The sequence below is a fragment of the Pseudomonas sp. Eth.TT006 genome (assembly GCF_054456575.1).
In genome coordinates, this window is record NZ_JBTJEN010000014.1 from 153,668 (window position 1) to 167,067 (window position 13,400).

Annotated in this window: 13 protein-coding genes; 9 read left to right on the forward strand and 4 right to left on the reverse strand. The window is 58.5% G+C overall.

Annotated features, from left to right (window positions below; all coding sequences use genetic code 11):
- Positions 1–10: 10 nt before the first annotated feature.
- The 3 genes from ACXR0M_RS21445 to ACXR0M_RS21455 all read right to left on the reverse strand — a co-directional run bounded on the left by ACXR0M_RS21445 (position 11) and on the right by ACXR0M_RS21455 (position 2,582).
- Complete coding sequence (locus tag ACXR0M_RS21445; RefSeq protein WP_150803350.1) at positions 11–283, reverse strand: TfoX/Sxy family protein; 273 nt, start codon at positions 281–283, stop codon at positions 11–13.
- A gap of 303 nt (positions 284–586) precedes the next feature.
- The gene (locus ACXR0M_RS21450) at positions 587–934 is read right to left on the reverse strand and encodes a pentapeptide repeat-containing protein (protein WP_458833745.1); all 348 of its coding nucleotides are present in this window, start codon (positions 932–934) and stop codon (positions 587–589) included.
- 91 nt (positions 935–1,025) lie between these two features.
- Positions 1,026–2,582: a bifunctional aminoglycoside phosphotransferase/ATP-binding protein gene (locus tag ACXR0M_RS21455; RefSeq protein ID WP_458833746.1), complete on the reverse strand. Its 1,557-nt coding sequence runs from the start codon at positions 2,580–2,582 to the stop codon at positions 1,026–1,028.
- A 116-nt stretch (positions 2,583–2,698) separates the two neighbouring features.
- On the opposite strand from ACXR0M_RS21455, the gene mrcB reads away from it, so the two are divergent.
- From mrcB to ACXR0M_RS21470, 3 genes are read left to right on the forward strand one after another with little or no spacing between them, the layout of a single operon-like run.
- A complete protein-coding gene (gene mrcB, locus ACXR0M_RS21460; protein WP_458833747.1) occupies positions 2,699–5,023 on the forward strand; it encodes a penicillin-binding protein 1B in 2,325 nt (774 codons plus the stop codon).
- A 16-nt stretch (positions 5,024–5,039) separates the two neighbouring features.
- A complete protein-coding gene (locus ACXR0M_RS21465) occupies positions 5,040–5,795 on the forward strand; it encodes a hypothetical protein (protein WP_458833748.1) in 756 nt (251 codons plus the stop codon).
- On the forward strand, positions 5,795–6,130 hold the full coding sequence (locus tag ACXR0M_RS21470) for a YqcC family protein (protein WP_077574549.1): 336 nt from the start codon (positions 5,795–5,797) through the stop codon (positions 6,128–6,130). The genes ACXR0M_RS21465 and ACXR0M_RS21470 overlap by 1 nt, the downstream gene beginning before the upstream one ends.
- Positions 6,131–6,233: 103 nt before the next feature.
- Here the strand turns inward: ACXR0M_RS21470 and ACXR0M_RS21475 are convergent, their stop codons facing one another.
- Positions 6,234–6,650 carry a DUF4124 domain-containing protein gene (locus ACXR0M_RS21475; RefSeq protein ID WP_458833749.1) on the reverse strand — a complete coding sequence of 139 codons (417 nt, stop codon included), beginning with the start codon at positions 6,648–6,650 and terminating at the stop codon, positions 6,234–6,236.
- Between the two features lie 399 nt (positions 6,651–7,049).
- Between ACXR0M_RS21475 and ACXR0M_RS21480 the strand changes: the two genes are divergently transcribed.
- From ACXR0M_RS21480 to msrQ, 6 genes are all read left to right on the forward strand, one after another.
- Positions 7,050–8,774 carry an acetolactate synthase 3 large subunit gene (locus ACXR0M_RS21480; RefSeq protein WP_041065497.1) on the forward strand — a complete coding sequence of 575 codons (1,725 nt, stop codon included), beginning with the start codon at positions 7,050–7,052 and terminating at the stop codon, positions 8,772–8,774.
- Between the two features lie 2 nt (positions 8,775–8,776).
- Positions 8,777–9,268, forward strand: a complete 492-nt coding sequence (ilvN, locus tag ACXR0M_RS21485; RefSeq protein WP_003205610.1) for an acetolactate synthase small subunit — start codon at positions 8,777–8,779, stop codon at positions 9,266–9,268.
- 48 nt (positions 9,269–9,316) lie between these two features.
- The gene (gene ilvC, locus ACXR0M_RS21490) at positions 9,317–10,333 is read left to right on the forward strand and encodes a ketol-acid reductoisomerase (protein ID WP_007959661.1); all 1,017 of its coding nucleotides are present in this window, start codon (positions 9,317–9,319) and stop codon (positions 10,331–10,333) included.
- A gap of 147 nt (positions 10,334–10,480) precedes the next feature.
- Positions 10,481–11,338, forward strand: coding sequence for a CDP-diacylglycerol--serine O-phosphatidyltransferase (pssA, locus tag ACXR0M_RS21495; protein WP_458833750.1), 858 nt, complete (start codon positions 10,481–10,483; stop codon positions 11,336–11,338).
- Between the two features lie 63 nt (positions 11,339–11,401).
- Positions 11,402–12,415: a protein-methionine-sulfoxide reductase catalytic subunit MsrP gene (gene msrP, locus ACXR0M_RS21500; RefSeq protein WP_458833751.1), complete on the forward strand. Its 1,014-nt coding sequence runs from the start codon at positions 11,402–11,404 to the stop codon at positions 12,413–12,415.
- A complete protein-coding gene (gene msrQ / locus ACXR0M_RS21505) occupies positions 12,415–13,026 on the forward strand; it encodes a protein-methionine-sulfoxide reductase heme-binding subunit MsrQ (protein ID WP_458833752.1) in 612 nt (203 codons plus the stop codon). Before msrP ends, msrQ begins: the two co-directional genes overlap by 1 nt.
- The last annotated feature ends 374 nt before the right edge of the window (positions 13,027–13,400 follow it).

Here is a 13,400-nt window from a genome sequence, read left to right on the forward strand (position 1 = left end):
CAGCACCTGTTCAGTTTTTGTGACGCGCGGAAATGGCTTCGAGCTGCTTGTTCAAGGCCTCTTTGCGTTCGGCCGGAATGTCGTTCCAGTGCACATCCATCAGCGCTCCTTCGATCGCATACAGCAACACCTTTGATGCGCGAAACCCGCGGGTACGCACCGCCCGATAAGCGTCCACCGCCCCCAGGCGACGCAAGTCCGAGGCGCTGTGGATGCCCACGGCATGCAGCCACTGCGCCGACGTCTTGCCAAGATTCTTCAGGTGTTGCAGTTCATCATTCATCAAGCCTCCTTGCGACGGCCGAATGGTGCGTGGGCGAGCTTCTCAGGAGTGTAGCCATCAGTAGGAAAAGCGTGGTTGTTTGGTCGGATTCGACGCAAACGCTTCTAAGAAAGGTGGTCTTGAAGCGTCAGGAGGGATTGCTAACGCAGGTAGGAGAGGGGAGAACTGCAAGAAAATGTGGGAGCGAGCTTGCTCGCGAAGACGTCAAGTCAGCACCGAAAGTGTCGACTGATCCTCCGCCTTCGCGAGCAAGCTCGCTCGCTCCCACAGGGGGGAAGGCGTCGTATCAGATGGGCAACAGGATTATCCGCGAGTGCGATAGCGCAAGCGTGTACCGAAATTCATCGACATCAGGATTTCGTCAGCGCTCAGTTCCGGCGGGAAGTAGGCTCCGGAGATCTGTGCATGCGCCAGGCTTGCGCCTTCAAGCGATGACTGACGGAAATCAATGCCGCGCAAATCGGCGGAGCGGAAATACGCGTCCCGGAAATCCACGCCGTCGGCATTCAGTTCCCGCAGATCGAGACCACGGAAGTCGCCGCCGACCATGTCGATCGGACCGTCTTTCGGTCGTTCCTTGTTGAAGCCTGCGATGTCGTCTTTGTGCAGCAAGGCATACAGCGGGGTGTCGAGAAGTTTCGGCTGGCTCATGTCATTTCACCTGTTGGTTTTATGACGCCAGTATAGTGCCACTATTTGACGGCCGTGAAGCCAACGAGGGCTTCACGGCCGAAATAGTTTTTTACAGGCCCGGCAGACGCTGGCGGATTTGCGCCACCACGGTGTCCAGAGTCCCGCTTTCATTGGTTTGCACACGTTTGCTGCGCAGGATTTCTTCCGGCGTCAGGGCTTCGCGGCTGGCCTGTTGCGCCTCGATCACGGCCAGCGTGGCGTCGGACGGATCTTTTTTGTCTGCCTGACGAATCGCCAGCCAGCTTTCGATCACCGCTTGCGGCGCGTTGCAGTCGAGGATCAGGAACGGCGTGCCCGTGGCTTCGGCGATTTTCGCCGCGTTGTCGCGTTGCTCGCGCTTGAGGTAAGTCGCGTCGATTACCACCGGGAAACCGGCGTGCAGGATCACTTCGGCGATTTCATGCAGACGGGCGTAGGTCGCAGCGCTGGCATCGGCACTGTAAATCCCGGCCTGCACGTCGTTGGCCACGGTTTGCTCGCCGAACAGGCGCTTGCGCTCGACATCGGAACGCAGACGAATCGCGCCCAGCGCCTCGACCAGACGCATGGCCACATGGCTCTTGCCGACTGCCGATACGCCGTGGGTGATGGCCATGAAGCGTGAAGGAATGGTGCTGTAGCTTTCTGCGAGGTTGGCGTAGTTGCGGTACTGGCGCAGGGTGGTGGCGCGCTGCACCGGGGTGGCGTCCGCCGGCATGCTGAACAGCGCGACCTTGGCCCGAACCAGCGCGCGGTAGGCTTTGTAGAAGTTCAGCACTTCCAGGCCTTGATAGTCGCCGGTCAGCTCCAGGTACTGGCTGATGAAGCGGCGCGCCAGGGATTTCAGGCCACGGTCTTCCAGGTCCATCGCCAGGAAACCGGTGTCGGCCCAAACGTCGGTGAAACGGAACGGTTCGTTGAATTCGATGCAGTCGAAGATCACCACTTTGCCGTCGATAACGGTGGCGTTGCCCAAATGGATGTCGCCATGACATTCGCGGGTGAAACCGTCGGCCTTGCGCTGGACGAACAGTGGCTTGAGGCGTTCGAAGCTGGTTTCGGCCCAGGCTTTCAGCGCTTCCAGTTGCAGCAGATCGTTCTTGTCGCTGAGGAACGGCAGGATCTGCTCGAAGTTTTGCGCGACGGGCGCCATCACCGCATCCGGGGTGCCGGCTTCATGCTCGGCGGGAACTTGCGGTGCGCTTAGGTGGAACCGGGCGATCTGCAAGGCCATTTCGTCGATGTGCTGGGTAGTCAGCTCACCGTTGGCTTGCAAGGTGCTGAGCAGGCCGGTCTGCGGGAACTGACGCATTTTCAGCACGTACTCGATCACCGGGCCGTCACCACCGAGTTGCGGCGCCTCGACGCTGCCGGTGATCGGCAACACGTCCAGATACAAATCATCGGTCAGGCGCTGGTTCAGGCGCAGTTCTTCAGCGCAGAAATGTGCGCGCGATTCGAGGCCGGTGAAGTCGAGGAAGCCGAAATTGACCGGCTTCTTCACTTTATAGGCGAAGGGACCGGTGAGGATCACCCACGAGATATGGGTTTCGATGACCTGGAACCCTTCGACGGGGTGCGGGTAGAGGGCCGGGTTTTGCAGGGCAGCGATCAGGGACTGGCTCACGGGCGATCCTTCAGAGACTGGGAAATTCGAGGCCGCCATTATGGCCGCTCCCCCGCCCGACGCAAACCTCGGAGCGCTCCTGTTGAGTATGAATAAAGTGCGTATAATCCGCCGCCATGACTCGATCCCGATCCCCTCGTACCAAGAAAAAACCAGCTGCCAAGGGCCTGCGCCCGTGGTTGGGCTGGGCCATTAAACTCAGCCTGGTCGGCCTTGTAGTGCTGGCCGGCTTCGCCGTTTACCTCGATGCCGTGGTGCAGGAGAAGTTCTCCGGCAAGCGCTGGACCATCCCGGCCAAGGTATACGCGCGTCCGCTCGAGCTGTTCGTCGGACAAAAGCTCAGCAAGGACGATTTCCTCACTGAACTCGATGCCCTCGGCTATCGCCGCGAAGCTGTGAGCAATGGCCCCGGTGCTGCGGCGGTCAACGGCAATACCGTCGACCTGAACACCCGCGGCTTCCAGTTCTATGAAGGCCTGGAGAAACCGCAGCCGGTGCGCGTGCGTTTCTCTGGCGATTATGTGGCCGAGCTTTCCGGGCTCAACGGTTCGAAGTTGTCGGTGGTGCGTCTCGAACCGCTGATGATCGGCGGCATTTATCCGAAAAACCTTGAAGACCGCATTCTGATCAAGCTTGATCAGGTGCCGCCGTACCTGCTGGAAACCCTGGTCGCCGTTGAAGACCGCGACTATTACAGCCACTGGGGCGTGTCGCCGAAGTCGATCGCCCGGGCGATCTGGGTCAACACCTCTGGCGGCAAGATGACCCAGGGCGGCAGTACGCTGACCCAGCAATTGGTCAAGAACTTCTACCTTACCAACGAACGCAGCCTGAGCCGCAAGCTCACCGAAGCCATGATGGCGATGCTGCTGGAGCTGCATTACGACAAGAAGGAAATTCTCGAGGCTTACCTCAACGAAGTGTTCGTCGGGCAGGACGGTCAGCGTGCGGTGCACGGTTTCGGTCTGGCCAGTCAGTTCTTCTTCGGCCAGCCATTGTCCGAGCTGAAGCTGCATCAGGTCGCGCTGCTGGTCGGCATGGTCAAAGGCCCGTCCTACTACAACCCGCGGCGCAACCCGGAGCGCGCGCTGGAACGGCGTAACCTGGTGCTCGATGTGCTTGAGCAGCAGGGCGTGGCGACTGCCGAGCAAGTTGAAGCGGCGAAGAAAATGCCGTTGGGCGTGACCAGTCGCGGCAAGCTCGCCGACAGCTCGTTCCCCGGCTTTATCGATCTGGTCAAACGCCAGTTGCGTGAAGACTATCGCGACGAAGACTTGACCGAAGAAGGCCTGCGGATCTTCACCAGTTTCGACCCGATTTTGCAGATGAAGGCCGAAGCCTCGGTGAATGACACCTTTAAGCGTCTGGCGGGACGCAAGGGTTCCGACGATGTGGAAGCTGCGATGGTCGTGACCAACCCGGAAACCGGCGAAGTGCAGGCGATGATTGGCAGCCGTCAGGCCAGTTACGCCGGATTCAACCGCGCGCTGGATGCCGTGCGGCCGATCGGCTCGCTGGTAAAGCCAGCGGTGTATCTGACCGCGTTGGAGAAGCCGAGCCATTACACGCTGACCAGTTGGCTGTCGGATGATCCGTTGTCGATCAAGGGCGCGGACGGCCAGGTGTGGAAGCCGCAGAACTATGACCGCCGCTCTCACGGCACGGTGTTCCTCTATCAAGGTCTGGCGCATTCCTACAACCTGTCAACCTCGCGTCTGGGTCTGGAAGTCGGTGTGCCGAATGTGCTCAAGACCCTGGCGCGCTTGGGTGTGACTCGTGAATTTCCGGCGTTCCCGTCGATGTTGCTGGGTGCTGGCGGCATGACCCCGATCGAAGTGGCGACCATGTACCAGACCCTCGCCAACGGTGGTTTCAATACGCCGATGCGCGGGATCCGCAGCGTGCTGACTGCCGAAGGCGAGCCGCTCAAGCGTTATCCGTTCCAGATCGAGCAGCGTTTCGATCCGGCGTCGATCTACCTGATCCAGAACGCCATGCAGCGCGTGATGCGTGAAGGTACCGGCAGCTCGGTCTATAACGTGCTGCCAAAGACCCTGACGCTGGCCGGCAAGACCGGTACCAGTAACGATTCGCGCGACAGCTGGTTCGCCGGGTTCAGTCAGGACCTGCTGGCAGTGGTCTGGCTCGGTCGTGACGACAACGGCAAGACCCCGTTCACTGGGGCCACCGGTGCACTGCAGGTCTGGACCAGTTTCATGCGCAAGGCCGATCCGCTGCCGCTGGACATGCCGCAGCCGGACAACATCGTCCAGGCGTGGGTCGATTCGCGTACCGGACAGGGCTCTGATGCCAACTGTCCGGGGGCGGTGCAGATGCCGTATATTCGCGGCAGCGAACCGCCACCCGGCGCCGCGTGTGCAAGCGCAACGCCTGCCTCGCCGGAGTCGGTGATGGATTGGGTCAAGGGCTGGATGAATTAAGCAAAGAGGGTTTCAAGTGAACAAGTGGTTGATTCCAGCGGTGACCGCCGTGGCTTTGCTCAGCGGCTGCTCTACCGTACAACGTGGTTCGATCCCGGTGGTGGACGCCGGCACAACCGTGTCCAACAGCGAACGGCTGTCGGCCAACGGCGGTTTCCGCAAAACAACGGTAAAGCGTCCGGTACAAAGCCAGGCACAATCCCAGGCGATTCCGCAAGGCGACACCGGCGTGGTGGTGATGGTGCCGGGTGGCGGCGCCACGACATCGGCGCCGATCAGCACCTCGCCAATCGTCCCGGGCCCTGCTTCCGGTGGTATCACCGCTGGGCCGTACAACCCGTCACCCGTCGAGTCGGCGCCGATCAACAGCGGCAGCTACAGCATGCCATCGACGCCAAGCGGCATTCCTTCGGCCAGCAGCGGCGGCGGTCTGTCGCCCGACGAGCAACTGGACGGTCCGGTGCTCGCCTTGCTGACCACTGCGCAGCAGCAACAGGCTGGTGGCGACCTCAATGGTGCGTCCTCCAGTCTTGAGCGTGCCCAACGCGTCGCTCCGCGTGAGCCGCAAGTGCTTTATCGTCTGGCGCAAGTGCGCATGGCTCAGGGTGATGCGCCGCAGGCCGAGCAGTTTGCCCGTCGTGCGCTGACCATGGCCAACGGTCGTCCGGACCTGCAAGCCAACCTGTGGGAAATCATCGCGCAGTCCCGTGAGAAACAGGGCGATTCCGCCGGCGCGGCGCTGGCTCGTCAGAAGGCCAAGGTTGCTCTGTGATGGATGCTCGGTTTCCGAAAATCGCCGATCAACTATTGCTGATCGAGCGTGAGCTGCGCACGCAGGGATGGTGGGACGAGGTTCAGCCATCGGCCGAAGCCCTGAGCAGTGTCGAACCGTTCTCGGTCGACACGCTGGATTTCGAGCAATGGCTGCAATGGATTTTCCTGCCGCGGATGAAGATGATCCTCGAACAGGATCTGCCGCTGCCCAATGCCTCGGGCATCCAGGAAATGGCGGAAATGGTCTTTGCCCAGCGCAATCTGCAGGGCAAGGATCGCCAGCTGCAGGTGCTGCTCAAAGAGTTTGACCTGCTGATCACTGCTTCCCGCTAGCACCGATCCCGTGTAGGAGCTGCCGCAGGCTGCGATCTTTTGATCTTTGTTTTTAAAGAATCAAAGTCAAAAGATCGCAGCCTGCGGCAGCTCCTACAGGTATCTAATTGCAGTTCTCGGCGATCTGCTTTTGCGCTTCAACAATCCGCTCCTGCCGTTGCGCATCGTCGAGACGGCGCATTTTGCCCTCCACCTCCTCCCTCAAGCGCGGATTGTTCTGCAATTGCGCCAGATTGGTCCGTGCCTGCTCGCAAAACGCCTTGAGCTGCGTCTGCTGCTCGGCCACCTGTTTCTTCACCTTGTCGTCGATGGCTTTCTGATCGCCCAGCGCACCACTACCCGGCATCGCAGCAGGTTTCGGTGGGGGCGAGGAGGGTGTTTGCACGGTGCTGGAAGGTTGACCCTGCGGTGGCTGCGCATCGAAGTGCGTGACCCCTTGGGCATCGACCCATTTGTAGATCTGAGCGGCCGAGCACCAGGGGCTGAGGCCGATCAGCAGAGTTAACAGAAGCGTTCGCATGCTGATTCCTTGGCAAAATTGCGCAATTGACGCTAACAGAGTAGCGGTTTTCAGGTTTTTTCTTGCGTTCTCATGTGCTTACCCACAATTAAACACATAGACGGCTTGACTTGGAGAGGGCGAAACAGAAGAATCCAAAGTCCGCTGTAGAGGGACTGCCAGAAGCAGACCCACTCGGTAGATCATGAGGCGCATATCCGCGTCGACCTGTTACACCCGCAACGCGTTACCTCGCGCTGGGTGGGAAAGGCCCGCAACACTTGGGACGATCCCAATACTTGCTCAGTCAGTGCTGACGTAGTCGGCGACCACCGTCGCTCATGCTCTGCCGAGAAGTAAACCTATTAAGACCCGCCCCTTTTGTGTGGACGGTATTCTGGCGTTTTAGAGGTGAACAACGTGGAGCTTTTATCTGGCGGTGAGATGCTCGTCCGCTTCTTGCGTGACGAAGGCGTCAAATATATCTACGGGTACCCGGGTGGTGCTCTCCTTCATGTTTACGATGCCCTGTTCAAAGAACCGGAAGTGACCCACATCCTGGTTCGTCACGAACAAGCGGCGACCCATATGGCTGACGGCTACGCCCGTGCCACCGGTAAAGCCGGCGTGGTATTGGTGACTTCCGGTCCAGGCGCCACAAACGCCATCACCGGTATCGCCACTGCCTATATGGATTCGATTCCAATGGTGATCATTTCCGGTCAGGTGCCAAGCACCATGGTCGGCACCGACGCGTTCCAGGAAACCGACATGATCGGTATCTCCCGGCCGATCGTGAAGCACAGCTTCATGATCAAGCACGCCTCGGAAATCCCGGAAGTCATGAAGAAGGCGTTCTACCTGGCGCAATCCGGTCGTCCGGGCCCGGTCGTGGTCGATATCCCGAAAGACATGACCAACCCGGCCGAGAAGTTCGAATACGTTTTCCCGAAAAAAGCCAAGCTGCGTTCCTACAGCCCGGCCGTTCGCGGTCACTCCGGGCAAATCCGCAAGGCAGCAGAAATGCTCCTGGCGGCCAAGCGCCCTGTGCTCTATTCCGGTGGCGGGGTAATTCTGGGCAACGGTTCCGCACCGCTGACCGAACTGGCGAAAATGCTCAACCTGCCAGTGACCAACACCCTGATGGGCCTGGGCGGTTTCCCTGGCACCGACCGCCAGTTCATCGGCATGCTCGGCATGCACGGCAGCTACACCGCGAACCTGGCGATGCATCATGCCGATGTGATTCTGGCTGTCGGCGCGCGTTTCGATGACCGGGTGATCAACGGCGCGGCGAAGTTCTGCCCGAACGCCAAGATCATCCATATCGACATCGACCCGGCTTCGATCTCCAAAACCATCAAGGCCGACGTGCCAATCGTTGGTCCGGTGGAGAGCGTCCTGACCGAAATGGTCGCGATCCTCAAGGAAATCGGCGAAACCCCGAACAAGGAGTCCGTGGCCAGCTGGTGGAAGCAGGTTGATGAATGGCGCGGTGATCGCGGCCTGTTCCCTTATGAAAAGGGCGACGGCAGCCTGATCAAGCCGCAGACCGTGATCGAGACCCTGTGCGAAGTGACCAAGGGCGACGCCTTTATCACTTCCGACGTAGGTCAGCACCAGATGTTCGCTGCGCAGTACTACAAGTTCAACAAGCCGAACCGCTGGATCAACTCCGGTGGTCTGGGCACCATGGGCTTCGGGTTCCCGGCGGCCATGGGCATCAAGTTGAGCTTCCCGGATGACGACGTTGCCTGCGTCACCGGCGAAGGCAGCATCCAGATGAACATCCAGGAACTGTCGACCTGCCTGCAATACGGTTTGCCAGTAAAAATCGTCATCCTGAACAACGGTGTTCTGGGGATGGTTCGCCAGTGGCAGGACATGAGCTACGGCAGCCGTCACTCGCACTCTTATATGGAGTCGCTGCCTGACTTCGTCAAACTGGCTGAAGCCTACGGTCACGTCGGCGTGCGCATCACTGATTCGAAAGATTTGAAGTCGAAGATGGAAGAAGCGTTCGCCATGAAAGATCGTCTGGTGGTGATCGATATTTCGGTCGATACCAGCGAGCACGTCTATCCGATGCAGATCAAGGATGGCTCGATGCGCGATATGTGGCTGAGCAAGACGGAGCGTACTTAATCATGCGGCACATTATTTCCCTGCTTCTGGAAAACGAACCTGGCGCTTTGTCTCGCGTAGTCGGCCTGTTCTCGCAGCGCAACTACAACATCGAAAGCCTGACCGTGGCGCCAACCGAAGACCCGACCCTGTCGCGTCTGACGCTGACCACCGTTGGCCACGATGAAATCATCGAGCAGATCACCAAAAACCTGAACAAGCTGATCGAAGTGGTCAAGCTGGTGGACCTGTCGGAAAGCGCGCACATCGAGCGCGAGCTGATGCTGGTCAAGGTCAAGGCCACTGGCGCCCAGCGCGCCGAGATCAAACGCACCACCGATATTTACCGTGGACAGATCGTCGACGTCAGCGCCAGCGTGTATACCGTTCAATTGACCGGTACCAGCGACAAGCTCGACAGCTTCATTCAGTCCATCGGCACCGCATCGATTCTGGAAACCGTCCGTAGCGGCGTGACCGGCATTGCCCGCGGCGATAAAGTACTCAGCATCTAAACCAAATTAGCGAATGGCCTGAACGGCCTGGATATATAGGGGAAATTCATGAAAGTTTTCTACGATAAAGACTGCGACCTGTCGATCATCCAGGGCAAGAAAGTTGCCATCATCGGTTACGGTTCCCAGGGCCACGCCCAAGCGTGCAACCTGAAAGACTCCGGTGTCGACGTTACCGTTGGTCTGCGTAAAGGTTCGGCCACTGTTGCCAAAGCCGAAGCCCACGGCCTGAAAGTGACCGACGTGGCTGCCGCTGTTGCCGGTGCCGACCTGGTCATGATCCTGACCCCGGACGAGTTCCAGTCCCAGCTGTACAAGAACGAAATCGAGCCGAACATCAAGAAAGGCGCCACCCTGGCCTTCTCCCACGGCTTCGCGATTCACTACAACCAGGTTGTTCCGCGCGCCGACCTCGACGTGATCATGATCGCGCCGAAAGCCCCGGGCCACACCGTACGTTCCGAGTTCGTGAAGGGCGGCGGTATCCCTGACCTGATCGCGATCTACCAGGACGCGTCGGGCAATGCCAAAAACGTAGCCCTGTCCTACGCTGCTGGCGTGGGTGGCGGTCGTACCGGCATCATCGAAACCACCTTCAAGGACGAGACCGAAACCGACCTGTTCGGCGAACAGGCCGTACTGTGCGGCGGTACCGTTGAACTGGTCAAGGCCGGTTTCGAAACCCTGGTTGAAGCTGGCTACGCGCCGGAAATGGCCTACTTCGAGTGCCTGCACGAACTGAAGCTGATCGTTGACCTCATGTACGAAGGCGGTATCGCCAACATGAACTACTCGATCTCCAACAACGCCGAGTACGGCGAGTACGTGACCGGTCCGGAAGTGATCAACGCCGAGTCCCGTCAGGCCATGCGCAATGCCCTGAAACGTATTCAGGACGGCGAATACGCCAAAATGTTCATCAGCGAAGGCGCAACCGGCTACCCTTCGATGACCGCCAAGCGTCGTAACAACGCCGCTCACGGTATCGAAATCATCGGCGAGCAACTGCGCTCCATGATGCCGTGGATCGGTGCCAACAAGATCGTCGACAAAGCCAAAAACTAAGTCGTCGTCCCTTGTATGAAAAAACGCGGCCTCGGCCGCGTTTTTTCGTTTGAACGGCGGTTCTGGTATAAAGCTGCAGCGTTTGTGGCCGAACCGTCGTCCCAGACACCTGTCGAAACTTTCCAAACACGTTGCAAGGTAATGTCCATGAGCGAACGTCCCGAAGAGCCGAACCAGGCTTCTGACGCCGAAAGCCTGCTGCCCATCGATGAACATGTCGAGGAAGGGCACGACGCAGAAGGTCGTAAAGTCCGGCATCGTGGTATCTATCTGCTGCCGAATCTGTTCACCACTGCGAATCTGTTTGCAGGGTTTTATTCCATCATCAACTCGATGAGTGCCCAGGCTGCCTTGAGCGCCGGCGATGCTGCGAACGCGAGCAAGTATTTCGCCTTCGCCGCGATCGCGATCTTCGTCGCCATGGTGCTCGATGGTCTTGATGGCCGTGTGGCGCGTATGACCAATACGCAAAGTGCATTCGGCGCCGAGTATGACTCGCTCTCCGACATGGTCGCCTTTGGTGTGGCACCGGCGCTGCTGGCTTTCGGCTGGGCACTGGGGGATATGGGCAAGGTCGGCTGGATGGTCGCCTTCATCTATGTGGCCGGTGCCGCGTTGCGTCTGGCGCGCTTTAACACTCAGGTCGGTACGGCCGACAAGCGCTACTTCATCGGTCTGGCCAGCCCGGCGGCTGCCGGCGTAGTGGCGGGGATTGTCTGGGCGTTCAGCGACTACGGAATCCAGGGTTCGAAGATGTCGTTCCTGGTGGCCTTGATGGTTGCCGCTGCCGGCATGCTGATGGTCAGCAACATCAAGTACAACAGCTTCAAGGAGCTGGATCTGAAGGGGCGGGTACCGTTCGTGGCGATTCTTGCTGTGGTGCTGGTGTTCGCCGTTGTGTTCAGCGATCCACCGCGCATTCTGCTGCTGGTGTTCCTCGCTTACGCGGCGTCTGGTCCGGTGCAATACCTGTTGCGTCTTCGTCGCCACAAAAACGCCGAGTGATGTAATTTCCCGCATACTCCGCAGTCTATGGGTGCATCTGTCCTCCAAAGCTGCGGAGTTGCCATGTTGATCAAAATCCCCAAAGCGTCCGACTGCCATGAGTCGGATGTCACGCCTGAATCCATTTATCTCTCTCGTCGACAGTTGCTCGGAGCCACCGCGGCCGGCATTGCCGTGAGCAGCTTGCCGAGTTGGGCTGTCGCAGATGAAGCGGCGCGTTATGCCGATGTTGAACCGGGTAAGGCGCCAGCCTGGTTTGCCGACAAGCTTTCTTCTACCAAGTGGGGCGCCGTTAGCGTCAAGGATGAGGCGATCACGCCTTATAAAGACGCGACCCACTACAACAACTTCTATGAGTTCGGTACTGACAAAGGGGATCCGGCAGCCAATGCCGGTTCGCTGAAAACCGAACCGTGGAGCGTGGTGGTGGATGGCGAGGTGGGTAAGCCTGGTCGCTACGCGCTGGAAGATTTCATGAAACCCTATCAGTTGGAGGAGCGCATCTATCGCCTTCGCTGTGTTGAAGCGTGGTCGATGGTGATTCCGTGGATCGGCTTTCCGATCTCTGCGTTGCTCAAGCAGGTCGAGCCGACTTCGAAGGCCAAGTACATTCGCTTTGAAACCTTGCAGGATCCCAAGAGCATGCCCGGGCAGCGCTCTGGTTTTGCACTGATCGACTGGCCATATGTAGAAGGCTTGCGCCTGGATGAGGCGATGAATCCTTTGGCGATTCTCGCAGTTGGTATGTATGGCCGTGAACTGCCGAATCAGAACGGCGCGCCACTGCGCCTGGTGGTGCCATGGAAGTATGGGTTCAAAAGCGTCAAATCCATTGTGCGTATCAGTCTGGTCAGCGAGCAGCCAAAGACAACCTGGCAGAGCATCGCGACGGATGAGTACGGCTTCTATGCCAACGTCAACCCGACGGTGGATCACCCACGCTGGACTCAGGCGCGGGAGCGTCGGCTGCCGAATAGTCTGTTTAAACCCAATGTGCGTGATACGCAGATGTTCAACGGCTACGCCGATGAAGTCGCTTCTTTATATACCGGGCTCGATCTGCGGAAGAACTACTGATGCGATATCCGTACTGGCGTGCAGGTGTTTTCATCGCTGCGGCGATCTGGCCATTGCTTTGGTTCTATCAGGCGTTCGCCGATTTTCTGGGGCCGGATCCTGGCAAGGTGCTGGTTGATCGCTTGGGGCTGGGGACGTTGGTGCTGCTGTTGATCACGTTGAGTATGACTCCGTTGCAGAGGCTGACCGGTTGGGCGGGGTGGATTGCCGTTCGCCGGCAGTTGGGATTGTGGTGTTTTGCCTATGTGGTTTTGCATTTGTGCAGCTATATGGCGTTCATTCTGGGGTTTGATTGGTCTCAGCTGGGCGTGGAGCTGCGTAAACGGCCGTACATTATTGTCGGCACCCTGGGTTTTCTCGGATTGTTGGCCTTGGCGGTCACTTCCAATCGCTACAGTCAACGTCGTTTAGGTGTGCGCTGGAAGAAACTGCATCGCTTGGTGTACGTGATTCTGGGGCTGGGATTGCTGCATATGCTGTGGATCGTGCGGGCCGATCTCAAGGAGTGGGCGATCTATGCCTTTATAGGTGCGCTGCTCTTATTGCTGCGCGTACCTGCGGTTGCGCGTCGAATCCCGCGTTTAATCGCTAAAAAGCAGGTTTTGCAATAAAACCGAAATTAACGGTTGACGGCAGATTCTAGAGGTCTATAATTCGCCCCACTTCCGGCGCAGTCGAAACGGAAAACTCCTTGAGATTCAACGAGTTACGCAGTTTTCGACAGCGGCTTGCTTCAGTTCATCGGAGCCTGGAGGGAGTTGAAAGAGCGGTGATGGTTGGCTCTTTTGACGGTTCGATCTTCTCGGTCGAAAGCGGAGAAAAAGAGGTGTTGACAGCAGCGTGTGACGCTGTAGAATTCGCCTCCCGCTAACGAGAGATCGGAAGCGCAAGTGGTTGAAGTTGTTGAAGAAGTCTTCGAAAACTTCTGAAAATAATCTCTTGACAGCAAATGAGGCTGCTGTAGAATGCGCGCCTCGGTTGAGAC

Excerpts from the sequence above, each read along its gene's own strand:
- ACXR0M_RS21450 (WP_458833745.1), bottom strand. The coding sequence starts at position 934 with ATGAGCCAGCCGAAACTTCTCGACACCCCGCTGTATGCCTTGCTGCAC.
- msrQ (WP_458833752.1), top strand. The coding sequence starts at position 12,415 with ATGCGATATCCGTACTGGCGTGCAGGTGTTTTCATCGCTGCGGCGATC.
- ilvC (WP_007959661.1), top strand. The coding sequence starts at position 9,317 with ATGAAAGTTTTCTACGATAAAGACTGCGACCTGTCGATCATCCAGGGC.
- mrcB (WP_458833747.1), top strand. The coding sequence starts at position 2,699 with ATGACTCGATCCCGATCCCCTCGTACCAAGAAAAAACCAGCTGCCAAG.
- ACXR0M_RS21475 (WP_458833749.1), bottom strand. The coding sequence starts at position 6,650 with ATGCGAACGCTTCTGTTAACTCTGCTGATCGGCCTCAGCCCCTGGTGC.
- ACXR0M_RS21445 (WP_150803350.1), bottom strand. The coding sequence starts at position 283 with ATGAATGATGAACTGCAACACCTGAAGAATCTTGGCAAGACGTCGGCG.
- msrP (WP_458833751.1), top strand. The coding sequence starts at position 11,402 with ATGTTGATCAAAATCCCCAAAGCGTCCGACTGCCATGAGTCGGATGTC.
- pssA (WP_458833750.1), top strand. The coding sequence starts at position 10,481 with ATGAGCGAACGTCCCGAAGAGCCGAACCAGGCTTCTGACGCCGAAAGC.
- ACXR0M_RS21470 (WP_077574549.1), top strand. The coding sequence starts at position 5,795 with ATGGATGCTCGGTTTCCGAAAATCGCCGATCAACTATTGCTGATCGAG.
- ilvN (WP_003205610.1), top strand. The coding sequence starts at position 8,777 with ATGCGGCACATTATTTCCCTGCTTCTGGAAAACGAACCTGGCGCTTTG.